The sequence below is a fragment of the Desulfosporosinus nitroreducens genome (assembly GCF_023897015.1).
Lineage (GTDB): Bacteria > Bacillota > Desulfitobacteriia > Desulfitobacteriales > Desulfitobacteriaceae > Desulfosporosinus > Desulfosporosinus nitroreducens.
Genome location: NZ_JAMHFY010000024.1, coordinates 16,610 through 42,182, shown reverse-complemented (window position 1 = coordinate 42,182; position 25,573 = coordinate 16,610). Strand labels below are relative to the sequence as shown.

Here is a 25,573-nt window from a genome sequence, read left to right as displayed (position 1 = left end):
ATGCATTTGTCTCCAGTCATATTACGGTTAAAAGGTTCGGTACATACTAGAATCAAACATTTTAATTGGACTCAGAAAAAAACGTTGCTCAAACGATTTATCAACAGTACCTTAAAAAAAGTCTCATGGAAATCACCACGCGTCGTTGGTGGCTTATCTATTGTGGTTATCCTAACTGGCGGTCTCACCTATTATCTTTCGACAACAACTGCCGCTGCTGCGGTTATGATTAACGGTCAACAAATTGGGTTAGCCAAAAATGTTGATGCCGGTAAAAACCTCGTCGAAACAATTCTAAAACAACAAGGCGAGCCATTTGGAGTAGTTGCCAAAACCCATGACCAAATCACCTATGAAACCCTCAGAGTTAATCCTGCAGTCTATTTCGAATCTTCTTTAAACGAGGAGATGTTAGAAGAAAAATTAGGGTTTTATCTTGAAGGTTATAAGTTAGAAGCAGACGGTTCAGTTGTCGCATATCTGCCTAGTAAAGAGGATTCCGATAAACTTCTTGAAGAGTATGAAGACTATTATGTTAAACCCAGTGAGGAAAACAAGGTAACTTCCGTTAGTTTTGCCGAACAGGTTAGTGTTGAAGCAACAGAAGTCCAACCAGATCAAATGAAACCACTTGAACAAGCTTTCAAAGAGTTGATTGACGGTAAAGTAACTACAAAGGATTATACTGTACAACCCAACGATTCTTGGTGGCTAATTGCCCGCAAAAACGATATGTTAACGGATGAAGTATTAGCTGGTAATCCGGGAACGAGCAAGGATACGAAATTGCAGCCCGGCCAAATTATTAAACTAGTTTCTACAACTCCTTATCTTACCGTTGTAAGTGAAGGGACATTTACAGGTGCAGAAACTATTCCCTATGATGTCGTAACAAATAATGACAATAGTTTAAAGGTTGGACAAACGAAAGTAATTGAGCAAGGCAATAATGGTTCAAAAACAGTAACATATTCTTATGTTCAAAAGAATGGTATCGACGTTACCAAGCAGGTGGTAGATGAAAAAGTAACACAAAATCCAGTCAATCGCGTCATTGCTCAGGGCCCCAGTAAGCAACCAGTCATGGTAGCTTCTACCCTATCTCGCGGAAGCGGCGGTTCTTCAAATATCGTAGACCGTGCACTTAGCTTGCAAGGTACGCCTTATGTTTTTGGCGGAACAACAAAAAGTGGTTTTGACTGTTCAGGTTTTACAAAGTACGTCTTATCAAGTTCTGGTATATCTCTTCCTCGAACCTCTTATGCACAATTCGCTTCCGGAACTCCAGTTAGTAAAAATGACCTTCGTGCAGGTGATTTAGTATTCTTTTCAACCTACGCTAAAGGTGCCTCTCATGTAGGTATTTATATTGGTGGAGGGCGTTTTGTTCACGCCAGCAACCCCCAAAGCGATGTTAAAACATCCAGTCTTGGTGACAGCTTCTACTCCTCTCGTTATCTTGGTGCTCGCAGGTATTAATAGAGATAAAAATAACTTTTCAAGAGTAACAACGATGTTGTTACTCTTTTTCTTTGGTCTAACTATCGAATTAGAATTTGCCTCTAACGTTGATAAACTAAAGCAGTATTAGTCATTTCTTGGTGCTATCCAAATAAATATGAAACATAACTACCCTTTAAGCAAAGGAGGTTATGTTTTATATTTATAAAAGTTAAAGAAATATGGCAATCAATCTTTAGGAAAGAAAATATATCTGCTCAACTTAATAACAAGGACTTTTCCGACACCTTACAGGATGTTTTTAACTTACTTAAATACCTCAAAGTTAATGATTCATTCCGTATATTTGAACTTAGAGACGAGATTAGACAATGGAGTAAACTGAACTACAGTTCATGGGAACAACACCTAACTCAGGAAGAAATTAAAACCATCAAACTATATACTTCATGTTCTTTCAAATTCAACGAGCATTTGCGTCATTGTAGATATCCGAGGTATAAAAATCGAATTATGCATATAGATTCTGCTATAGAAAAGGCGTCAACTCCTGAGGATATAATTACTTTTAGATGGATAGATTTAGAAGGTTTCCAAGAGCTCACTAATTTTTTAAGTATCTATAATGGAGCAAAGTTTCTTGAAAAGGGTTATTCGAGTACTACTTTATTTTTTAACGGTAATATCGAATACTCTGGTGATGTACTATTTATCTTAAAAGTCCCAAAATATTTTAATGCTGCTTGTTTAAAAAGTATCAGCAACATTAAAACAGAAGATGAACTGCTCTTAAAAAGAAATTCAACCTATACGGTGGAGAAAATTATTTTTTATACCGATACACATGCAATTTTACTGTGCAATGTCCAATGAATTCTCTGAAAAATAACATTCGAGTAGGAGGGGTCGGCTAGGCTAGCCCCCATCCTCTCACACCACCTAGCATGTGGTCCGCACTAGGCGGTTCCTAAAGGTTACGAAGTTCCTTATACCGATGAAGTCCTGACGTTCCCAGTAGGAATTGTTGGGGTTACAGTCGTCTGCGTATCTCACAAAACGGTGTTCTCTCTTTTTTAGGTCACGGTCTAAATCGGTTTCTTCGAAGAAAGACTATTACGGACAATCGCCTGTCATTACGAGGACAATGCTTGTCGTTATAAAAGTTATTTATTACTTAATTTTTAAAAAATGGTAAATTTCATAGCATTTTACTTAATCTATTTGTATAATTTAACAAGTGCTCTCTGACCATCTAGTTGGAAGATGCAGAAAAGAATAATTTTAGAAAAGGAGTATAGAAAAGTGAATAGGAAGTTTCTTAGCTTGGTAGTCACGGTAAGCTTAATCACGGCTGCGTTCATTGCTCCAGCCGGGGCATCTCAGACAAAAAACACCTACACGATTGCTTTCCAGCAACAAATTCCCACTGACTATGATCTAGTTATTTCCAAAGCTGGAGGTAAGATACTTAGGGTATTGCCTGAGGTATCAGGGCTCGAGGTACAATCAGATAACCCTTACTTTTTAAATAATCTGAAAGCAATTAAGGGGATCCAAGCCGCAAACGTTTCGTTGGTTTTAAAATTAGATGATAAGAAGATCAACCCTGTGGATGCTAACGGTCAACCAGTTACAGATATTCCTCAAGCTGATCAAACCGATAGTTACTGGGACTATCAATGGGATATTCAACGGATTACCCATAATGGAGATTCTTATGCACTGGAGACTGGCGGTGTGGAAATTAACGGAACAGTAATCCACAAGGCGATTGTCGGTATCATTGACAGTGGGATTGATTTTAACCATCCAGATCTAAAAAATAACATTGTTGGCGGACAAAACTTTGTACCGGCCAATGCAGACGGAGACGCAACCGAAACTGATGATCCTAATGACTATGGTGATCGCTACGGACACGGTACGCACGTTGCGGGTTCTATTGCATCTAATGGCAAAATGCACGGGATTGGACCCGATCTAGGAATCCGTGCTTATCGTATCTTCTCTGCTAGCGGCAACACGCAGACAACCTGGATTATTTCGGCTATTGTACAAGCGGCTAAAGACCAAGTAGACGTCATAAATATGTCCATCGGTGGATTTGATAGTATCTCTCGTTATACATACTTAGATGACAAAAATGCTTATAGTGACGTTGCTGATGCACTTTTATACAGACGTGCCATTAAATACGCTGTAGATCATAATGTCACAGTCGTCACTGCTGCAGGGAATGAGTCTCTTAACTTAAACAATCCGAATGTAATCACAAGCTACATGAATCAAACATTCGGTTACTTAGGATTTAAGTTTAAAGGCGCATCTCGTGAAGTACCGGGACAAACCCCGGGAGTTATTACCGTATCCTCTTCTAACGAATGGTCTAAAGATAAAATTGCTTTCTACTCTAATTATGGATCCCGCTCCATCGATGTAGCCGCCCCCGGTGGTGACTTTGGACCAATCTATGACCAAACCGGTGATCTCAAGTTACTAGACCTCCACTACCATACGTTTAGCACCTTTCCGACTAACATGGAGCCCTATATTACATCAAATCTTCGGGGCTATGCTCTGATGCAAGGTACCTCAATGGCTTCACCGAAAGTTGCAGGGATTGCCGGAGTCATTAAAGCCCATAATCCGGGATTGACCCCAGCCCAAGTGACTGCATTGATTCAACAGACAGCGGTCGATTTAGGTAAACCTGGAAACGATGAGCTCTTTGGCGCGGGCGAGGCTAATAGTTACACCGCATTAACTGGAATGAAGAAATAACTTTCCGGAAGGCACTTCCTTTGAACACATTTTTATTATCTTAGGACTTTGTAACAGACAATTTTAAGCTTAACCCTTAAAATTGTCTGGTCGCTCTCCTAAGCCAAGGTAGTACAAAACGGCTTCTCTTATCCACTCTGAAGCATGACCATCTTCGTGGATTGTTCACTCTAGTCATTGTACGGTAAACGAACGAGTCGTTCAGTAAACCATAACTCAAGTTATAGATATCTTCTTCGCCCTTTTTAAGAAAGGGCAAAATGCTTTCTGTAGCAACAACAACATAACTCATATCAACAGTTTTATTCGACAATATTGGAGTAGGAACGGCTAATAAACGAATCAGCCTGCTCAGGAATAGTTTCTGCAAACAAATTTCCATATCTCTCTGCAGCCTGAAATTTCAATAAGTTGAGTGAAACCACTGTCTTGAAAAGATTGACGTAAAAAAGTAGAGAGCTGGAAACCCCAACTCTCTGTATAATCCGATATGTCTTCCCGCAACTAGCGAGTGTAGTACTCGCCTTGAGCAAAAGCCAATTAATTTACAGCCACTGTGATCCTGATTAACTCGTTGGTTTCTACTTGTGAATCATTCATCCTATAAGCAGTAATGACTGTTGTACCTTTTGTAGTACCTGCTTTAATTGAAGAGCCATCCTCAGCAACAGTTGCAATCGCCGAATTATCGGTCTTCCAAGCAAGTAGGCCTGCAAGATTAAATGCACCAGTATCTATCCCTTTGACAGAAAGATCAAGTTTAAGTTTATTATCACCTTTTTTCAATGTCAGAGGGGTTAACGGATCGCAGATAATTCCATTCATTTTGCATTGGATTTGAGAGCGGATAACAGACATTGCTACGGCTTTTTCAGCGGCATTCGATGGATCAATAACCGCCCCTAACTGACGTTGCGTTTCAACAAGTAAATCTATATTCCAGCCAATATCTGCGAGCTTTTGATCAAAGACGTGGTACTTACTATTCGCAGGATCTGCAACATTGTGCAAGGCTGTTTTCAGCCATTCAACTAATTTATCCTTGATTTCTGTACTAGAACCGCCTACGAGGCCTAATAAAGCGGATGGATTTTTTTTATCTTTTTTGATCTCTTTTTGGAGCTCATCTTGCGTAGCCATCATGAAACCATAGAATAATTCTACTTTAAAGTTATCTCCGAAAAGCGTTCTGAATGTTTTCCCATTCTCGGTTTTAAACTTTACGAGTGCTCTTTCAATAGTAGCGTTGTCATCAGAATAGTGGATCGCTTGAAAACCTTGGAGGGCTTTGATGATTGCCACTTTTGCATCAGCTCTCGTAACACCTTTTGCTTGAAATTTTGCCACCACTTGATCCGTCAAAAGTCCATCGGCGGCACTGCTTAAAGTCCCATCTTGCACTGCAGTCAAGAGGTTTGATCTGGCTTCATTAAGGGAATCTTTTTCACTCGGATTAAGATAGCCACGGTAGGACATAATTTCAGTTACGATTTGATCAAGAGTTGCCGTATGTGACGAACCTCCGCTTGGAGTCAAAGGGAGAGTGGTAGCAGTTTTGATGTCAGAAAATCCACTTTCTCCACCAGTTGTTACTGCTGTTACCTTGTACCAGTAGCTAGTAGACGGTTCAAGTTTGGTATCCTTAAAGCTGGCTTTCTTTACACTTCCAACCTCAGCATAGGTGTCATTTTCACTTGTTGCACGATAAATAGTATATGACTTTGCTCCGTTTACCTTATCCCAGTTTAAGTCGATCTCACTGTTGCTAATAGTCTTTAATATTAAGCCTGTTACTGTTGCATCTGAGTTAATTACTGTTACTGTACAAGTGGCTGTCTTTCTTCCATCCACCGTTGTTACGGTAATAACTGATGCCCCTGCACTGACACCTACTACTTTGCCGTTTGAGTCTACCGTTGCTATAGCTGGATCGCTCGAATTCCAAGAGACATTTTTATTAGTAGCGTTGGTCGGTGTGATAGTGGCACTTAAAGTTTCATTAGCACCTACGTTTATGGTTGTAACATTTTTACTTAAGCTTACTCCTGTTACAGTTATCGGTGCGGCTACGATTTGCACTTTGTAAGTCGTTGTCTTAGCACCAACTGTGATAGTTAGAACCTGATCTGTTGTCGCTCCTGTACTGTTGAAGCCCGTTATATTCGCAGTAGTTATAGGCTCTACCTTAGTGCTGCCATCGCTATAAGTCCCAGTCACTACTAATCCACTTATATCTAATGTATCGCCTACTGTATAGTTTAATTTGGTAGCTGGAGTAGTTATGGCTATACTTTGCAGGGTTATCGGTGCGTCTACGATTTGCACTTTGTAAGTCATTATCTTAGCACCAACTGTGATAGTTAGAACCTGATCTGTTGTCGCTACTGTACTGTTAAAGCCCTTTATATTCGCAGTAGTTATAGGCTCTACCTTAGTGCTATCATCGCTATAAGTCCCAGTCACTACTAATCCACTTATATCTAATGTATCGCCTACTGTATAGTTTAATTTGGTAGCTGGAGTAGTTATGGCTATACTTTGCAGGGTTATTGGTGCGGCTACGATTTGAACTTTGTAAGTCGTTGTCTTAGCACCAACTGTGATAGTCAGAACTTGATCTGTTGTCGCTACTGTACTGTTGAAGCCAGTTATATTCGCAGTAGTTATAGGCTCTACCTTGGTGCTACCATCGCTATAAGTCCCAGTCACTACTAATCCACTTATATCTAAGGTATTGCCTACTGTATAGTTTAATTTGGTAGCTGGAGTAGTTATGGCTATACTTTGCAGGGTTATCGGTGCGTCTACGATTTGCACTTTGTAAGTTGTTGTCTTAGCACCAACTGTGATAGTCAGAACTTGATCTGTTGTCGCTACTGTGCTGTTGAAGCCCGTTATATTCGCAGTAGTTATAGTCTCTACCTTAGTGCTACCATCGCTATAAGTCCCAGTCACTATTAATCCACTTATATCTAATGTATCGCCTATTGTATAGTTTAATTTGGTAGCTGGAGTAGTTATGGCTATACTTTGCAGGGTTATAACTTCAAACTCCCGGTTATATTTTGTGGCGTATGTTTTTGCGGTAGATGGGTCATAGCCTATAATCTTTGTTGTGGCTGGGATTGTATACGCTTCATCAGATATTGATGTTGTTGCCGAGTTAAAGCGAATACTAGTTAAGCCTGTGCAACCGGAAAAAGCATTGTCACCGATACCTGTTACTTCTTGCGGAATGGTAATACTAGTTAAACCTGTATTATTGGAAAAAGCATTGTAAGCGATGCCTGTGACAGGAAATCCACCTATTGTGCTTGGTATTGTAACAACTCCTCCAGCCCCTGTGTACTTCGTAATATTTACGCCGCCACCCAGTTATAGTAAGCATAATCTCCGTCCTGTGCTGCTTGTACTTGACTGCTACAACACAATAAAATAGCCATCATCATCATACAGACAAGAAATGTATTCACTTTGCTAGTTCTAAGTATTCTCATGATACTCCCTCCCACTTTCTAATTCTATCCAAGTATGAACATACCACCTAACACGGCAATATTTTGTTGTATCATGAGGTTCAATATGCTGCACCGAATTATTACGTTCCTTTAAGCTATTGACTTTAATCAATGGCTCTTTCTCTATCTACGAACCTCATAAATCTCTAAACGTTATAGATGTCTTCTCGGGTAACGGCCACAGAAGTTTGCCTGAACCAACTGAAAGCAAATACTCATCATAAACAATGGACAGGTTCAACTCCAAATTTTATTGTGGATGGTGTGAGCCTAGAACCCATATATCCAGACTTATTATAAGATGCTTCCAATATTTGCACATCCGTATAAGCTACAGAAAAATAAATTAACCCCCAGATATTTCCTACAGGTTGATTCAAAATTGAAAGCAGAATGCAAAACAGCCACACATCACGTGTGACTCTTTTTGCATTCTATCTTTATACAACAGTACTAATTTACAGCAAGTCTCAAAGGTAACGAGGGAACATTCGAGGGGTCTGCAGTTAATCCAGCACCATAAACATCTCGAATTTGCTAATCTTAGGGTCAGAAAACTAGCCTAAAGTTTTTCTACCCTTTTTGGTTTTTAAATTATTATTTCAAGCTCTATTTTCGAAACGCCAAAAGAGCTCTGTGGGAGTCAGACCCCGGGGGAGCGACCGGAAGAAGCTCCCTCCCACCCACGAGCTGAACGCGAGGCGAGCAACCCATCTTGAATTTTAATGACGCGGCCAGCTAATTGTTTGTCATGGGTAACAATAACAAAAGCAACACCATACTCTTTGTTCACTTGTTTAAAGATGTTATAAACATCTTCTGAACTATGTAGATCGAGGTTTCCCGTTGGCTCATCAGCCAAAATAATCTTAGGGTTATTGATCAGCGACCTGGCAATTGCTACACGTTGCTGTTGCCCTCCGGATAGGTCAAGAACATTGTATTGGCGATACTTATATAGCCCTAACATATCTAATAAGCGATTCGCCCTTTCCTTCACCTCTGTCCGGTTGTTTCTTTGTATTTTACTAGGCATGAGAACATTGTCAAAGACATTGAATTCCTGTAATAAAAAATGAAATTGAAAAATAAATCCTATTGCCTGATTCCGCAATTTAGCTAACTTGTGCTGTGCCATATTTTTAGTATTAGATCCATCGATGATGACTTCCCCACTAGTAGGCCTATCGAGCGTACCCATGATATTTAAAAGCGTTGTTTTACCACTTCCAGAGGCTCCAACAACTGAGTTAATGCTGTTTTCCTCAATTTCTAAATTAATATCATAAAGAATTTGCGACTTTACCCTAGTCCCATAGATCTTATTAACATTTTTCAATTCAATGACATTAGGCATTTTTAATTACCTCAATTGGATTTAATTTGATACACCTAAGCGCAGGGAAAATGGCAGTTGCCATTGAAACCACAAAGAAAATAAGGATAGATAACGCGATAAACCTATAATCCACGGTAACATTCACGACAGGTGATCCTTGAGCAGTCACAATGTATCGATTGAATCCTCTAAGAAAGCCGACAAGGAAACCAAGACTAAGCGCGATTCCTACAAGACTAAGTAATAAGGCTTGATAGAAAAAGACAAGGCTTGCCGAAAAATCCGTAAGACCCATGGCCTTTAAGATACCAACTTGTTTTGATTTTTGGAAGACGTTAATTGTCAATATATTGACAATACTTATAATGGTCGCCAGCATAATGAAGAATTGGATGACAAGGGTCACTATTTTTTGGCCTGCGATAGCACTGACCATTAACTGATTCTGGTCTTTCCAATTAGAAAGAGCTAACTCTTCCCCAGACAGGGCGCTGCTAATTTGGTCACTGACAACATCTGCCTGAAACGGGTCGTTAATCGCTAATTCGATCTCAGTCACTTTATCACCAAAACCGATGAAGTTTTGCGCGGTCGTCAAATTCGTAATCACCCACGCTTTATTAATCTTAGTAACTCCGAAATCATACAAGCCAACAATTTTCATAGTCACCGTTTGTCTACCAAGGGTTAAGATACTGACCTCATCCCCGACCTTGACATCTAATCGCTCAGCTAATTCTTTGCCGAGTAAAATCTCATTATCATTAACCGGTGAACTTCCTTCGTATATTGCCGCTGTAATGTTATATAGACGCTCGGTGTCCGTGATATTAAACCCCCGTACAAGTATAGGGATCGTCATTTTCCCAAGTTTTATCCACGCTTGGCTATTGACATTTGGGGATACCGCTTCAACTTCTGGGAAATCGCTTCTGATCCTGTCCGCTTCCTTCTCCCAGTCACTAAATCCTCCACTTTTGGAGTACATGGTAATATGGGGGTTATAAGCTAATATTTTATTCACTAATGTCTTTTCAAGTCCTTGACTGACCAGACCGATAAAAATCTGAACAGAGACTCCTATGGCTATGCCTAAAATGACTAAGATTGTTTGTAATTTTTTATCAAGTAGAAACCGCCACGCGATCTTTAAAGGTAACAACACAACAATTTTAGTCCTCTCTTAGTTGTATATTTAATGGAAGGACACTTTGCCAAACATAAATTTAACAGGGTTGTTGCCTACTATTAACCCTGTTATCCATTAATTGCTGCAACCTTATCATTGATGTAGCCATACATCTTTTTATAATAATTTGCATAATCACCAGAGGCAATATTTTCCATCCACTCAGTATTCTCTAAATACCAATTAATAGTCTCTTTTATCCCTTGTTCAAAGGTATAAGCTGGTTCCCAACCTAGCTCAGTTGTAATTTTAGTATTATCAATAGCATATCTTCTATCGTGTCCAGGACGATCTTTGACGTATTTAATCAAGTCTTCAGACTTCTCAAGAGTATTAATAATCAATTTCACAATTTCTAGATTAGCTTTTTCATTATTTCCACCAATATTATAGACCTCTCCGTCCCTTCCTTTATGAAGAACTGCATCGATAGCTGTGCAGTGATCTGATACATGAAGCCAGTCTCTTACTTGCATGCCATCGCCATAAACAGGAAGTTCTTTTTCTTTAAGGCAGTTATTGATCATAAGCGGAATCAGTTTTTCAGGGAACTGATTTGGCCCATAATTATTACTACACCTTGTTATATTGACTGGTGTACCAAAGGTTTCATTATAAGCTCTTACAATCATATCAGCACTTGCTTTGGATGCAGAATATGGGCTATTTGGCATTAGCGGCATCGTCTCAACAAACATTCCCGTCTCACCTAAAGCTCCGTACACTTCATCTGTTGATACTTGAATGAACTTTACTCCAGGTTTGTATTTCTTGCAATGCTTATCATTGGGATTTATTTTCCAATACTTCTTTGCCACATCAAGCAATACTTGTGTCCCAATAACATTAGTCGTTAGGAAAACTTCTGGTTCTTCGATACTTCTATCAACATGTGATTCTGCAGCAAAGTTTACAACTGCATCGATATTGTAGGTTAAAAATATCTCTTCCATCGTTTGTCTGTCCCTAATATCGGCTTTGATAAATGAATAGTTATAGTTATCAGATATTGCTTGTAGGTTTTCCAGATTTCCTGCATAGGTCAATGCATCAACATTAATAATTTTATAGTTAGGGTGCTTGTACAACATTGTTTTTACAAAGTTGCTGCCAATGAAGCCAGCGCCTCCTGTGACCAAGATAAATTTCATTGTCAAAATCTTCTCCTCTAACTCTAACTCTAGCTCTGATTTTAACTTAAGAATTTTAATTTTTATTCATTTAATAAGGATAAAATGTACTGTCCGTAATCTGTCATCTTCAAGCTTTCGCCAATAGCTTTTAATTCCTGATCCCCAATGAATCCTCTACGCCATGCAATTTCCTCTAAACATGCTATATAGAATCCTTGCCTAGACTGGACTGCCTCAACATACTCAGCAGCTTTTTGCAGGCCATCAGGAGTACCTGTATCTAGCCAAGCCATACCACGGCCAAGCAAAATAACATTAAGCTCCCCTTGTTCAAGATAGATATTATTAACAGCAGTAATTTCAATTTCACCGCGTTCTGAAGGCTTAACACTTTGAGCTATCCCTACAACCTTGTTGTCATAAAAATATAATCCCGGAACAGCGTAATTTGATTTTGGTTTGCTTGGTTTTTCTTCAATAGAAACCACTTTTCTATCTTTATCAAATTCAACAACCCCAAAGGATCGGGCATCTTTCACAGGATATCCAAAGATGTATGCACCCTCCTTTAAATCACTGGCATTATGAAGAAGTCGCACAAAATCTTGTCCATAGAAAATATTGTCGCCCAAAATTAAGCAAACTCTATCGTCGGCAATAAACTCTTTACCTAGTATAAATGCATCCGCAAGCCCTCTGGGAGTTTCTTGTACCTTATAGCAAAGTTTAAGTCCTAACTTAGAACCATCTTCAAATAGCTTTTCATATATAGGTGTATCCTCTGGGGTTGATATGATAAGTATCTCTCGTATACCTGCCATCATTAAGACTGAAAGAGGATAATAAATCATGGGTTTATCATAAATAGGCAATAATTGTTTGGACACGGCCCGGGTCATAGGATACAATCGGGTCCCTTTGCCTCCCGCAAGAATAATACCTTTCATCCTTTTCCCTCCAATTCTATAGTTAAGACAACCTGCTTAGCCATTATTCAAGATAATCTTACAAATCATATCCACGTCTTTTACTGTCAAGTCAGCATATAAGGGAAGGGTTAGTACATTATCAGCTATCCTCATTGCCACAGGTGTTTTCTGAAGTTCAAACATCCCCTCGTAGGCTTCAAAATTATTGGTAAGGGGATAAAAATATTTCCGCGCTAATACATTATTTTTCTCAAGCAGAGCAGCAACCTCATCCCTGTTCATGCCAAATTCCTTTTTATTGAATAGTACAGGAAAATAACTATAGTTAGGGCTGATATCCTTCTGGGGATCGCATAACGTCAATCCTTTGACTCCCGACAGCAATTCACGGTATCTGTGCATTGCCAGACCTCTCTTGGCAATCTCCTCGTTGATATGCCGCAGGTTACACAGACCCATTGCGGCATGCATTTCAGTCATTTTGGCATTGGTTCCGATGGTTGGTACTGATTCTTGCCCAACCATGCCAAACTGGCGAAGCCTTGCAATTACCGGCGAGTAATTCGAATTACTATATGTCAAACCACCACCTTCAACAGTATGGAAGACCTTCGTAGCATGGAAACTAAACATTGACATGTCCCCGAAATTTCCAATAGCCTTATCCTTTATCTTCACACCAAAGGCATGGGCTGCATCGTAGATAACCTTTAGATTATACCTTTTGGCTATCTCATCAATCCTATCAACATCACAAACATTGCCATACACATGAACCGGCATGATTGCTGATGTTTTTTCAGTTATAAGCGCCTCAATCTTACTTACATCAATGGTATAGTCATCTTCATTTATGTCGCAGAACACCGGAGTTAATCGATTTCGTACAATAGCCTGGGTGGTAGAGGCGAAAGTAAATGGAGTCGTTATTATTTCACCGGACAAACATAGGGCATCAATGGCCAGTTCAAGGGCCAGATGCCCATTAGCAAATAAGGAAATATTATCTACGTCCAGATATTCACATAGTTTCTTCTCTAAAGCTTGATGTTTTGGCCCGGAATGAGTGAGCCATCGACTGTTCCAGAGATCTTCGATCTCACGGATATACTCCTCATAAGGCGGCATTGATGGTCTAACAACCGGTATTGATTTCAGATTCATAGTTACCCCCTGCTTTTTTAGTCAAGTTTAAAATGTCATCAATCTGTCTGCTTTGGGATTCTATTTCGGCGTAGGATTCCAGACGTAGAGTGTTATCCGCAATACAATGATAGAAATGATTAATCGATCCCAGGAACTGATCGTTCCCGGCAATCTCATAGACTCTCACTTCCTGCTTCTTCAGCAGTACTGTAGCTGTTAAGTTTGCTGGGGCCGTAAAAATTCTTGGAGCATAAATACAGCCTTCGCTTCCCCATATTTCCAGCTCACATTTATAGGAATTATCCATCCCAAAGGAAACCTGGGCGGTAATACCATCATCATTTTCTAAAGTGGCACTTCCAAATACATCGACATTGTGTTCTTTGGCTGATTGCAGTGCAGCTGTCATGATTTGTGCCGTTTTACCAAGAAACAAGGTTGACAATTTAATAGGATAACCCCCACTATCCAACAAAGCTCCTCCGCCTAGTTCTCTGTTATATCTAAAATCAGCAGCTCCCCGGTAAGGAAAACCAAAAGCGGTCCTTATCTGCCTTACTTCTCCAATCTCTCTATCCTTAATCAGCTGACGAATTTTATTAATCTGCTCATGATAACAAAAAGCATAATTTTCGTGGACTGCCAATCCTTTTTGCTCTGCTAACTTAAGCAACTTCTTTGTATCAGCCAAATTCGTTGTGAAAGGTTTTTCCAACAACACATGCTTCCCATATTCCAAAGCCTTTTTGGCCCAGACATAGTGTAAAGCCGGAGGCAATGGAATATATATCGCTTCAATGCTTGAAGACAACAGCTCTTCATAGCCGCTAAAAATAGCACCTTGATATTTGTTTATAAAATCCTCAGCCTTTTCCATGGATTTATTGAGCATGGCTTTTAGTTCATGGTCATTATAGGATTGATTTCGCTCATCAGGTCTGGCAATAGCCACTCCTGCATATTCAAAGTGTTCGCTTTCTATAAGTGCCGGTAAAAACCGACGGAAAGCAATATCCGAGGGGCCTAATATCCCAACTCTTAATTTCTTCATTTCACACCTCCAACAATGAGAGTAGATTTCGCAGTTGTATATTTAAGCAGTTATTTACCTGGGTAAGAGTGTTTAGTGTTTTGTAATCACTCCAAAAATAACCTCGTGGCAAATCCCAGGGGATTTCATCTTTCTGAATTTCAATAATTACATTTCGATTTTGTTCATGGTAAAAGCGTCCGCCTTCTTCAGAAAGCAATACATCAACCCTAACACCCATACTCGAAGAAAGTTTTTCATAAAATAAACTAGTAATCTCATCCTCATCCCTGTCATGAGTCACTTCATGTTGAACAGTTGGGCCTAATTCTATTCCATCCAGGCACCCAATTTCAGGCTTAGCCTTGACAAGAAACTTCTTTATGCCATTATCTTCACAACTTACGAGTCCAAAAGTGGCAATCCCTTGGGCCTCAAAAAGTGGTTGTGTCCAGTTAACCACTTCACGTCCTTCAATAGATATGTCGCAAAAAATCAAACGAAAGGGAAAAGGATCCTCGCAAACAAATCTGTCGTTCTCCATATGCCAGTTCTTTAAAGAGTCTAGGCCTACCAATCTTGTATACATCTCACTAAACATTTTATAATTATTAAAAGAATGGTATATATCTGTTAATATAGGCTGGCTTGCTGGGCAACTAATCGATCGTAACAGGGCTTTATCCTTACATCTATTTTCAATTTCTGCTAATCCTCTTTTTTCCGTATCTAACAGCGAAAAAGGAATGCAAGAAAGAACTGTACGCGTATCCATATTAACCAAGTTATCATAACGCATTAATTCTTTAATTTGACCTAATGTCATCCATTTATGAGTAGGTGGTACAGTAATAAGCTTGTCCAAATATAGAATAACGTTTCTATTTCTCTTTTTTAAAAACCGAGAAGACTGCTCAGATTGAATCTGATCCACAAGGGTTTGATTGGGTTTTGCTTCTATAAAATACTCAAGAAAAGCAGGTCTCTTTCCCCCATGTTTTTGGGTAAAATTACTCTTGGTTGCTTGTATGGTAGGTGAAATCTGTACTTTATTAATGTTCCCCGGCTCTATTTTAGCTTGCATTAAGAAGTGTAGTACTCCATTTATCTTCTGGAAGATAACCCCTAAAAAGCCTATTTCATTCTGTATAATAATGGGTTGCTCTACAAGTAACTCACCCTTCTGATATTGTTGAATTCCCGCTATCGAAAAAAAGCTATTATTTTTATTCATTATTGAACCAGACTGCTCATCATAGAACCAAAAATCACTATCCTCTAGAGATATTCTCTCTATTTTAACGTCTAAATTCCTGTTTTGTTCATTTATCCATTGGAGTAAGCCTTGAGTTGAATTAACACCTTCCTTAGTAAGCCAAGAGGTCATTAAATCATAAAAAATATTATCCATTAAATAAGTTCTCCCCTTTTAAGTTAAATGCCTCAATAACAATTATCGTTTAATTAATAATTTTTAATTTATCGGCTATTGTACCTAAAATGCGAAGACTTACAAACCGATATAACATATCCACCAACATATTTAGTATTAATAAACACATTATTATCTAATCTAAGAACATCAAAGGACTTAAAGGGTATCATCATCCCTTTGCCTTTCCATTTAACATAAGCTTCTTTCCTTGTCCATATTTTGGCAAATCTCTTATCTTGATTTCTCTTATCAGAAAAAATGTAAGTTTGCTCATTTTGAGTAAAGAAACGCTCGGCAATACGTTTATTAAATTTTTTTACTCTTTCAATATCTACCCCCACTGGTCCGTCTGACACGACACAAACTATAGCCCCTTTTTTGTGAGATATATTATAGTGTAGATTTGGATAGTCTCTTAGATAGGGTTTGCCAAATTCATCAATACAGATAGATAAACTACTTCCATCAACATCTAAACATTTGCCTAAAACCTTTCTGGTAAATATCTCTGAGTAACTAATAGCATTTTCTTTCTCTAAGAAATACAGTTTGGTTATCTTCCAATTTCCTTTAACGTTCACCTTGTTTCCCTTGCAGGATTACCGAATACTTTCCTATTATCTTCAACATTCTTGATTACCACGCTGCCCGCACCAATATACGCATTGTCACCAACAGAAATATGCGGAATAACTGTGGAACCTGCGCTGACAAAAACACCGGTACCAATTGTCACATTACCTAGAATTGCCGCTAAAATGCTTACCGTAGTATAATCCCCTATCTGACAATCATGACCGATTTTCGTGTTTACATGAACATGATTGCCTATAACAGCATTCGGCCCTATAACTGCGTCTCTGTAAAGAATGATTCCTTCTCCCAGTGAGCAGTAGTCACTTATCTCAACATTCGGATGAATGATATTAGCAAATTTCGCGCCCTTCTCCATTAATCGTTGTGTCACAATTCTCTTAGAATTAGGATCAGCTATGGCACATACATAGTCTTCTTCTGGTTTTGGAGTCACTTCATCGATCGTACTAAGAATATTGAATTCTCCATTTGTGAGTTTGTGAATATCTAATCCACTATCGGCAATAAATCCTTTGATATCCCATGTCGCCTTAACTTTATTTATTTCTTTCACGACCTGTAATACATCCCTAGCTGCATTGGAAGCTCCTACAATAATCAGGTCTTTCATATCATATCCTCCTTTTGTTTTTTGGAAGGATTCCGGTAAGTAAATCCTGCCATTTTTAGAACATAGCTTAGACATTCAAACTTTAATAATCTTGCCGCTCCAAAATAAAAGATAGCACCCACCAGCACTTGGATGATCAGCGTCATTCCGATCGGCAACTCGAAAAGCATAATTGAGTAAACAACCATTCCCATAGCAATGGAAAGAAGAAAAGATGGTAGGATGTCAACTATCTGTTCATGTATTGGGTAACCAAGTAACTTTATGTTTGGATAGGAATTGATCACTAAGCTGATCAAACTGGTGACAACTCCGCCTATAGCTATAGAAAATATTCCGTGTGGTATGGTTATTATGAGTATGATGATACCTATGGATTTTTTTATGATTTCTAATTTTAAATTAATATCACTTCGACCAGTTGCACTAATTGCCTGAAGGTTTGCTGTGTGTATCGGATAAAGTGCAAAATAGGCACAATATATCTGAATAAAGGGCACACTGTAAAGCCATTTGTCGGTTAAAATTAACTTCACCATAGGATTCGCCGCTGCGGCGAGTCCAGCCATTATGGGAAACACAATAAACGAACTTGTGACTATTGAGCGGCGCATCATACTCTTAAGCTTCAATTTGTTATCTTGGACCCGAGAAAATGCAGGAAACATAACCGCTTGGATAGATCCGTTAAGACTTGTTACTATTACTGCCGGAAATTGTTTTCCTCTGTTGAAATATCCAAGCATCTGGGTACTAAATAGTTTTCCAATGACAATAGTGTAAATATCTATATATATTGCGTCTATCAAAGCGGTAAGCAGCATTTTCCATCCAAAGGAAAAAAGACCTGCAGCTTTTTTTGTGGAAAATAGCATTTTAGGCCGCCATTTCACAACCTTTGCCATAAAGAAACAATTCAATATTACATAGGATATCTGTTGAGAAACCAGTGCCCATACTTCAAAATTCCCAAGAGCCATCACAATGCCTATTGTCCCGGAACAAACAATTGCCCCGATACTGCTAAAAAATAGTTTTCTAAACTGCATATTTCGGGATACAAAGGCTATTTGCACAGAATTTACAGCGCTAAACGGAAGGGAAATCGCCAAAACACGCAAGACAATCGAAAGCTCCATGGCTTTGTAAAAGTCAGCTATATAAGGGGCTGAGAAAAAAAGGATTAAATACAATAGGCACGAACCAGCAACACTTATGAAGAACACAATGGAAAAATCGACCTCGTCTACATCCTTGTTCTGTATTAGCGCCGAGGTAAATCCTCGTTGCAGAAGTATATTCGACAAATTAATAAAAATAGTAATCAAAGCAATAATCCCGAAATCCTTAGGCATGAGCAAGCGGGCTAGAACAAGCTGAATTATTAATTGGATTCCTTGAACCCCCAAGCTCTCAAGCAACTTCCAAAATAAGGATGAAATAACTGTATTTTTTGTGTCATTATTCTCGTAATCCTTAATTTCAACACTTCCTAACTATGCCTTATCTCTATAGGTAAGTGGGGCGAGTATTCAAAGCTGTTGCTATATAGACAGTTAATCTAGTTGTATGTATTTGCAGCATAGATTCAGGCTTTACCATATAACAGCCTGTGACGCAAACCGCTGACTCTTGTCGTTAAGACAAGGAAAGGATACTTAATCAATGTAAGAATAATTTTGACTAAAATATATGTTTTATTGGGAAACACACTACACATATATAAGAAGTTATCCCACTTGTCTTTATTAGGCTTTAATATCGTCTTGCCCAGAGCAATAGTCGTATATAAAATTAGAAGCTTGGAGTAATTCAGCTTAACCCCCATCACTTCTCTTACAAAATCCTGCATAGCAAGGCATTCGTCGAAAACAAATCTATTGACATTGATTTTAGATAGCTGTGCACTCCAACTATCACCGCCCGAATAAATACGCCTATGATGACTCATTACTTCCTCGAAACAATAAGTGTCCCCTCGTATAGAAATGAGCATAGCTTTCTTTACATCCCCTGTTGCTTTTATCTTTCCATATTTATCTACCACCTCAGGTTCATTAAGCTCAATTGCTTCTTTCCTATGCATCAGAGTAGCAGTTTGTCCGAATAATAATCTCTTTTTTTGGTGGGTTTCTAAGGTGTAAACACCACGTTTTCTGTAGCCATAAAAGTAGCGACTCGACAACATTTTTCCATTTTCATCAACTTCCCAGCATTCATGTGTGGTTGCAATATATTCAGGATGCTCTTCTAGAAAATCCACTTGCTTTTGTAATTTATAGGGATCGGTCCAATAATCATCCCCTTCACAATAGGCTATATATTTACCCTTGGCTGCGGGGAGAATAAACTTATGGGTTATAGATACATTCTTAGAATATTGGTTCTCTGTTTGTAGTATTGGTTTGATGATATTAGGGTACTTCTCAGCGTATTCATTGATAAGAGTGGCTGTATTGTCCGTAGAGGCATCGTCATGCACAATTATTTCATATGCAAACCTTGTCTTTTGCATCAACATGGAATCAAGGGCTTGTCTTAAGTACTTTTCATGTTTATATGTCAAGCAACTAATACTAACAATAATCTCATTAGTATCTTTAATCTCATCAGACATTAATCGGTTTCATCCTTTCACTTTTATTATTTTTTTGCTGTCTGTTCCAACTGTATACGACTGCAATTGCAGCCCAAAACTCAGGTATATACCAATAGGAATCAGAGAGCAGCAGCTTTAAGGAACAAACCAAAAAGATTAAAAACAAATCCAGCCAATCATCGTCTTTGCATTTTATCAGTGTCCTGACAGTATGGTATAACAGGAAAACTATTAAAAATCCCCCACAAACGACACCAAAGGTTATCAAAATCTCCAAGAAAATATTATGTGGATACCCCCAAAAATAATAATTCCCGATAACATAACGATCGCCGTACAGTCCATAACCAAAAAAGCCCATGTTCTGGATCATCTCGATTGACATGTCATAGATTAATGCTCTTCCGTTATCATCACTTATGGAGCCAGATAACAACATGTCTATACTCCTTGCTGATATACCTCGATCTTGCAAAATAAACACAAGAAACCCAATTAAGTCTTCAAGTTTCAGATATATCAACAAAAAAACAGGTACAGTCAATCCCCAGATTGCCTTGACCTTACTAGTTATAAAACCTTTTATCAGCATTACAGTAAAAAATACTATAATCCACAACAGAGGGGCTCGAGAACCGGCCACTAAAATCATAAATATACACATAATGCTAAGTGCCCAGTGTAATGATTTCTTATCTCTCATTGCATAATACAGAAACACCATTGAAGGTAACATCATGTCATAGCCAAAACTCATACTATACGAAAGTTCTTCATATCCATTTGCCGTCAATGTTAACCAGCTACCAACTTGCATTGCATTCGTAAATTTATATAATCCATAAATCGCAAAAATATATGAAACAAATTTCAAATTTAAGAGGATTTGCTTCGGATCATTAATAATCCGAACCATAAAATAAGCATACAAAGCACGATCTGGTCTAAAGATGTAATCAAAGACACCATAAAGCGGATGTTCAAACCAAGTTTCATATTCAGGATGAACCATGATTGTAATTATGAATGCTAATAATACAGTCACCCAAAGGATAAAGAAATCACGTGTACGTCTTCTTTCTCCAATTGCAAATGGCATCAATAGAAGAGGAAAGTAAATAACGATAGACGTTAAAATCCAGGCAGAGTCTTCCAATCCATAAAACCTGAAAAGCCGGGTCGTACAAAATGAAATCGTATCTGAGGCAAAAAACATAATAAAACACATATTAGCAAGAATTTGTTTTGATATAGTAAATTTAACGGCAGTCACATTTTGTTTCGGCTCCAGCTGTAGTTCCATATATATCCTCCATTTTATCGAGCTCGTATCAGACCTTTATAACTATCGTTCAGCTCGATAAACCTGATTTAAATCAACCGCAATGATAGCTTTCTATCTAACGCCTTGTACTGAACCTTACCTGACTCATTGCGTGGTATACTCTCAACAATAAACACAGCATAGGCAGACATAATTATCCCAGTTTTTATACTAATAAATCTACGAACTTCATCTTTGTATTTATCCTCTGTGATGTAAATATCCATTCTTTTATCAGTACCAGTACAGACACAATCTATCTTGAACTCATCCTTTATTAACCTTTCACATCTGTCCAAGCTAACGCGTAGTCCATAAAGCTTTAAAAACCTACTTTTCCTACCGAGAATGTAATAGCATCCGTCGCTATCTCTTCTAGCAATATCTCCCGTACGATATTCACCCTGCCATTCATCCCCAAGCATCAAATCATTACGACAAAAAGCATACCCCATAGTCACGTTTGGCCCTCTATATCCCAACTCGCCCTCAATTTCGTTTTGCTTTATTTCGTTGCCCTTTTCATCCAGCAAAAACAATTCACCCCCAGGTATCGCTCGACCAATGCTTCCAATCTTAGCTTGAGCAAGCTCCGCAGGTAAAAAGGCCAGACGAGCTGATGTCTCGGTTGTGCCAAAGGTAGCGAAGAATCTCTTTCCGGTACGGCTTGCATAGTCTGCTATATCAGCAAACATTGTAGCGGTTAGCTTTCCTCCGCCTTCGGCGAGTGTGGTTAAATACGGAAGATCCATTCGAGTAAAACGAAGTTTAAATAAAACCTCATAACTAAAAGGAACTCCCGTGAAATTAGTTGCCCGCTGATCCTTAATATTACGCCAGAAATCAGGACTCATAAGATTGTGCTCCGTAAGTAACACGGATGCGCCTGCGTACAGATGACTGTTAATGACATTAAGTCCCATGGTATACTGCATCGGCAAATCGACAACAGCACGGTCGTTCTTTGTCCAGTCAAATAAAGCGGCAACATTTTTGGCGTTTGCTACAAGATTAATGTATTTATGACGTACCAATTTTGGACTGCCCGTTGAGCCGGAGGTGGTGAGAAGCATCGCCAAGTCGTCATTTATGGGATATCGTTCATGTTCCGTACGAACAAGGACAAATCCATACCCTTTATATAGTACGGGTAAATCAAATTCAGAAACGAGTCCCTCGGGCATCCACATGTAAGCCGGTGTATATACCTCGATCAAATGAGCCAGTAACTTGCGGTCTATAGCAGCACCAATCAAAAGAGGAACAATATGATTGGATAAACAGCCTATGTATCCGGATAGGGCACCAATTGTATTCTCACACAGACAAAAAACGATAGACCGTCGTGGCATCATGGATCCGAACTCTATGGCAAAATCACACAATCCACCATAGCTTAATTTCGTGCCCGTATCATCAATGGCGGCAATTCTTTCTGGCCTGTGTCTATCAATTCCTAAATGCATATATATCCCTCCTCACATTATCGTACAGCCATCCACCGCGAGAACTTGTCCTGAAACATACCCTGACAAATCCGAAGCAAAAAAAACGCAAGCTCGTGCTATATCTGAAGGTTCCGCAATACGCCCCATGCTAATGTTGGCAATCCTGCCTTTTAACTTCTCAATATCTGCGGCTTCCATCATCTCTGTTTTTGTGAGGCCTGGAGCAATCGAATTCACCCTTATATTTTTCGAGGCAAGTTCTTTAGCTGCAGATTTTGTCAAAGCTATAACCGCACCCTTCGTTGCTGAATATACAAGTTGACCTCGGTTGCCTCTAATTCCGACCATTGACGATATATTGATAATGCTGCCACCAGTTTCTTGTCTTGACATCAGCCGACTTGCCATTTGCAACATTTCAATGGTTCCAAAGACATTAATAGAAAACATTTTTTCCATGTTTTTCTGGGATATCATACCAATAAGCTCGTTATATTCAACGCCTGCATTGTTCACCAGAACATCAAGCTGTTGTTTTTCCTTTTTTATGCGAGTTAAAGCATTCTTAACTGCTACGGAATCGGTTATGTTAAAATAAAGTGGCGTAATTTGATGACGCATTTTACTTTCGGTAAGCCAAGAATCTACAGAACCTTCTCTTGCGTCATTGGCATACACAAAAGCACCTTCAGCAGCAAAGCTTTCAGCTATCGTATGACCGATGCCTCTTCCCGCACCGGTAACAATACATACTTTATCTCTTAATAAACCTGTCATTCTAACCTCCTAAAAATCATTAAACGAAATCTCATACTTTTCCAGTATCCTCATACCGTTCTCATAGGAACCAAAGGAGAGTATATCTTCGGTTTCAAACATTACATTAAAGGTATCTTCAAGCTCTGTTATCAACGACAAGTGAACAATTGAATCCCAATCCTCTACATTATTAAAGGTAAAGTCTTTGTTTAACTGATAGTCATTTATATTAAATAAAGTTGTAAAAACCTTATTATATTCCTTCAGGTTATTCATATCTCTCCATCTCCTTAGCAACTTAATTATGATTTTATCGTGCTCTTCTTGCAGGATTCCCAAAAACCTTTATACCCTTCTCTACATCATTTATCACAACACTACCCAGTCCGACATAAACGTCATCGCCAATTCTTTTATTCGGCACAATCGCTACATGACTACCTAGAAAAACCCTCTTGCCCAATATGACTCCTCCATTAACTCCACAGTGCGAAGATATTGTCGTGTAATCACCAACACAAGCATCATGCCCAATTTTTGAAGATAGTAATGTGACAAAATCGCCTACATATGCATCGGGCCCTATCCCTGAATTAGGGTACGCGACAAGTCCAATACCAAAGATAGCACTTTCGGCAATTCTAGCGCTAGGATGAATAACTGATACAAATTCAGCACCGCGATCCATAAGCAGCTTCGTTACCTTTTCTTTAATTACGGGTGAAGCAATGCCCAAAGCAAAGCATTGATTTTTCTCAATATTCCAATCGTATATTTTCCCCATGATTTTATACTTGCTTTTTTTATCATCCAATGTATTTAAGTTGTCATCAATAAAACCCAACACATTCCATGTTGGATTTTCTTTATTGATGTCTATCACCCACTCAAGCACTTCGCGCCCGTGCCCCCCAGCACCAACAATAATCAGATCTTTCACAACATTACCTCGTTTAAATTTTAGTTTTTTGATTTTGGAACGTCTCCCATTCAAGCACGGCCAGTTCATTTTTAATTCTTTGATCCTTGGGCTTTAAATCTTCCGGATATGCATTTAAGTCTAATACCCTTTTTTTCACGTAATTATCAAACGTCCCTATAACCCTGGCTGGGTTTCCCCCAACAATTGTATTTTCTAGAACATCTTTTGTAACAACACTCCCTGCGGCTACAATTGCATTAGGACCAATCCGAACATTATTCAGGATTATAGAATTAGCACCAATAAAGACATTGTCCATGATTTCAATACAACCAATCTTTTCTCTAAACTTTTTATCAGGAAATGCTTTATTAAGTATATTATGTGTCACATCATGTGTGAGAAAAATCACATTAGAGGCAACCATAATATTGTTATGGAAACGAATTAATCGTGAATAGAGCGGAATTTTTCTGGACTGTATCATGACATTCTCACCTATGCCATCATATATTCCTTTCTTTTTCGCAAATTCCGCTCGTCGAAATCCATTTCTAATAAATGCCATTCTTACCATAAGCCAATAACGCTTTACTTGCATCGTATTATCCCTCATATTTGTTTTATAGCTTACTTCTTAATAACATAAAACTCTAAAAAACATTGGTGACACATATAGTTAATCCTCATAGTAACTTATCGCGGAGGTTCATCTCACATATATCTTAGGCCCTAAATGTTCTATTCTTAACCACACCAAACTCTTCCATCGTCTGATTCTTCGACTGATTAACCCCGCTCCTTATAAGCACAATTGCCAAAGTCTTAAAGAAGATCCTCAAATCCAACCAAAACGAAATATGCTCTACATACCACACATCATATTTGAACCGTGTCTCCCACTCTACCTGATTACGACCATTGATCTGAGCCCACCCAGAAATTCCTGGTGTCACTTCATGCCGTCGCATCTGTTCTGGAGTATAACGGTCTAAATACTGAACCATCAGAGGACGAGGACCAATGAAACTCATATCCCCTTTTAATATATTAAAAAGCTGAGGTAATTCATCGACACTAAGCTTTCGTAAAATTGTACCAACACGGGTCATACGTTCCATATCGGATAATGGTCGACCGTTTTTCTCGGTCTCCAAGCGCATGGTCCGAAACTTGTAAATCGTAAATATAACTCCATCTTTACCTGGCCGCTCTTGCTTGAAGAGCACAGGTCCCCGCGATCCTAATCTTATTGCGATTGATGCGCAAAGCATACACGGGGACGCCAAAACTAGCAGAATAATCGAAAAAGATAAATCCATGAATCTCTTTATTTTACGATAATGTATCATA

At 38.8% G+C, this 25,573-nt stretch carries 23 protein-coding genes; 3 read left to right on the top strand and 20 right to left on the bottom strand.

Annotated elements, in window-relative coordinates; genetic code table 11:
• From M8E35_RS20570 to M8E35_RS20560, 3 genes are all read left to right on the top strand, one after another.
• A complete protein-coding gene (locus M8E35_RS20570; protein ID WP_252471861.1) occupies positions 1 to 1,479 on the top strand; it encodes a C40 family peptidase in 1,479 nt (492 codons plus the stop codon).
• Between the two features lie 180 nt (positions 1,480 to 1,659).
• Positions 1,660 to 2,334 carry an ADP-ribosyltransferase gene (locus tag M8E35_RS20565; RefSeq protein ID WP_309446490.1) on the top strand — a complete coding sequence of 225 codons (675 nt, stop codon included), beginning with the start codon at positions 1,660 to 1,662 and terminating at the stop codon, positions 2,332 to 2,334.
• A gap of 429 nt (positions 2,335 to 2,763) precedes the next feature.
• Positions 2,764 to 4,242: a S8 family peptidase gene (locus M8E35_RS20560; protein WP_252471859.1), complete on the top strand. Its 1,479-nt coding sequence runs from the start codon at positions 2,764 to 2,766 to the stop codon at positions 4,240 to 4,242.
• A 540-nt stretch (positions 4,243 to 4,782) separates the two neighbouring features.
• Here the strand turns inward: M8E35_RS20560 and M8E35_RS20555 are convergent.
• From M8E35_RS20555 to M8E35_RS20460, 20 genes are all read right to left on the bottom strand, one after another.
• Positions 4,783 to 7,527, bottom strand: coding sequence for a bacterial Ig-like domain-containing protein (locus M8E35_RS20555; protein ID WP_373887468.1), 2,745 nt, complete (start codon positions 7,525 to 7,527; stop codon positions 4,783 to 4,785).
• A 74-nt stretch (positions 7,528 to 7,601) separates the two neighbouring features.
• Entirely contained in the window at positions 7,602 to 7,739 is a 138-nt protein-coding gene (locus M8E35_RS20550; protein ID WP_252471855.1) for a hypothetical protein, read from the bottom strand.
• A 664-nt stretch (positions 7,740 to 8,403) separates the two neighbouring features.
• Positions 8,404 to 9,117: an ABC transporter ATP-binding protein gene (locus tag M8E35_RS20545; protein WP_252471853.1), complete on the bottom strand. Its 714-nt coding sequence runs from the start codon at positions 9,115 to 9,117 to the stop codon at positions 8,404 to 8,406.
• Positions 9,110 to 10,264, bottom strand: a complete 1,155-nt coding sequence (locus M8E35_RS20540) for an ABC transporter permease (protein ID WP_252471851.1) — start codon at positions 10,262 to 10,264, stop codon at positions 9,110 to 9,112. The genes M8E35_RS20545 and M8E35_RS20540 overlap by 8 nt, the downstream gene beginning before the upstream one ends.
• Before the next feature lie 92 nt (positions 10,265 to 10,356).
• Positions 10,357 to 11,439, bottom strand: coding sequence for a dTDP-glucose 4,6-dehydratase (rfbB, locus tag M8E35_RS20535; protein WP_252471849.1), 1,083 nt, complete (start codon positions 11,437 to 11,439; stop codon positions 10,357 to 10,359).
• A 62-nt stretch (positions 11,440 to 11,501) separates the two neighbouring features.
• Positions 11,502 to 12,368, bottom strand: a complete 867-nt coding sequence (rfbA, locus tag M8E35_RS20530; RefSeq protein WP_252471847.1) for a glucose-1-phosphate thymidylyltransferase RfbA — start codon at positions 12,366 to 12,368, stop codon at positions 11,502 to 11,504.
• A gap of 36 nt (positions 12,369 to 12,404) precedes the next feature.
• Entirely contained in the window at positions 12,405 to 13,514 is a 1,110-nt protein-coding gene (locus M8E35_RS20525) for a DegT/DnrJ/EryC1/StrS family aminotransferase (protein WP_252471845.1), read from the bottom strand.
• Positions 13,486 to 14,547, bottom strand: coding sequence for a Gfo/Idh/MocA family protein (locus M8E35_RS20520; RefSeq protein WP_252471843.1), 1,062 nt, complete (start codon positions 14,545 to 14,547; stop codon positions 13,486 to 13,488). Before M8E35_RS20520 ends, M8E35_RS20525 begins: the two co-directional genes overlap by 29 nt.
• A 1-nt stretch (position 14,548) precedes the next feature.
• Complete coding sequence (locus tag M8E35_RS20515) at positions 14,549 to 15,937, bottom strand: NDP-hexose 2,3-dehydratase family protein (RefSeq protein WP_252471841.1); 1,389 nt, start codon at positions 15,935 to 15,937, stop codon at positions 14,549 to 14,551.
• Between the two features lie 68 nt (positions 15,938 to 16,005).
• The gene (locus M8E35_RS20510; RefSeq protein WP_252471840.1) at positions 16,006 to 16,542 is read right to left on the bottom strand and encodes a 4'-phosphopantetheinyl transferase family protein; all 537 of its coding nucleotides are present in this window, start codon (positions 16,540 to 16,542) and stop codon (positions 16,006 to 16,008) included.
• Positions 16,539 to 17,168 (bottom strand): acetyltransferase, encoded by a 630-nt coding sequence (locus tag M8E35_RS20505; RefSeq protein ID WP_252471838.1) that lies wholly within the window; start codon positions 17,166 to 17,168, stop codon positions 16,539 to 16,541. The genes M8E35_RS20510 and M8E35_RS20505 overlap by 4 nt, the downstream gene beginning before the upstream one ends.
• The gene (locus M8E35_RS20500; RefSeq protein WP_252471836.1) at positions 17,165 to 18,589 is read right to left on the bottom strand and encodes a lipopolysaccharide biosynthesis protein; all 1,425 of its coding nucleotides are present in this window, start codon (positions 18,587 to 18,589) and stop codon (positions 17,165 to 17,167) included. The genes M8E35_RS20505 and M8E35_RS20500 overlap by 4 nt, the downstream gene beginning before the upstream one ends.
• Positions 18,590 to 18,756: 167 nt before the next feature.
• Complete coding sequence (locus M8E35_RS20495) at positions 18,757 to 19,785, bottom strand: glycosyltransferase (protein WP_252471834.1); 1,029 nt, start codon at positions 19,783 to 19,785, stop codon at positions 18,757 to 18,759.
• On the bottom strand, positions 19,778 to 21,070 hold the full coding sequence (locus M8E35_RS20490; protein WP_252471832.1) for an O-antigen ligase family protein: 1,293 nt from the start codon (positions 21,068 to 21,070) through the stop codon (positions 19,778 to 19,780). Before M8E35_RS20490 ends, M8E35_RS20495 begins: the two co-directional genes overlap by 8 nt.
• Before the next feature lie 68 nt (positions 21,071 to 21,138).
• Positions 21,139 to 22,557, bottom strand: coding sequence for an AMP-binding protein (locus M8E35_RS20485; protein WP_252471830.1), 1,419 nt, complete (start codon positions 22,555 to 22,557; stop codon positions 21,139 to 21,141).
• Between the two features lie 12 nt (positions 22,558 to 22,569).
• Positions 22,570 to 23,316: an SDR family NAD(P)-dependent oxidoreductase gene (locus M8E35_RS20480; RefSeq protein ID WP_252471827.1), complete on the bottom strand. Its 747-nt coding sequence runs from the start codon at positions 23,314 to 23,316 to the stop codon at positions 22,570 to 22,572.
• 9 nt (positions 23,317 to 23,325) lie between these two features.
• Positions 23,326 to 23,574 (bottom strand): acyl carrier protein, encoded by a 249-nt coding sequence (locus M8E35_RS20475; protein ID WP_252471825.1) that lies wholly within the window; start codon positions 23,572 to 23,574, stop codon positions 23,326 to 23,328.
• 34 nt (positions 23,575 to 23,608) lie between these two features.
• A complete protein-coding gene (locus tag M8E35_RS20470; RefSeq protein ID WP_252471823.1) occupies positions 23,609 to 24,238 on the bottom strand; it encodes a NeuD/PglB/VioB family sugar acetyltransferase in 630 nt (209 codons plus the stop codon).
• Between the two features lie 13 nt (positions 24,239 to 24,251).
• Positions 24,252 to 24,821 (bottom strand): acyltransferase, encoded by a 570-nt coding sequence (locus M8E35_RS20465; RefSeq protein WP_252471821.1) that lies wholly within the window; start codon positions 24,819 to 24,821, stop codon positions 24,252 to 24,254.
• Positions 24,822 to 24,945: 124 nt separating this feature from the next.
• The gene (locus M8E35_RS20460; protein ID WP_252471819.1) at positions 24,946 to 25,572 is read right to left on the bottom strand and encodes a sugar transferase; all 627 of its coding nucleotides are present in this window, start codon (positions 25,570 to 25,572) and stop codon (positions 24,946 to 24,948) included.
• Position 25,573 lies beyond the last annotated feature (1 nt).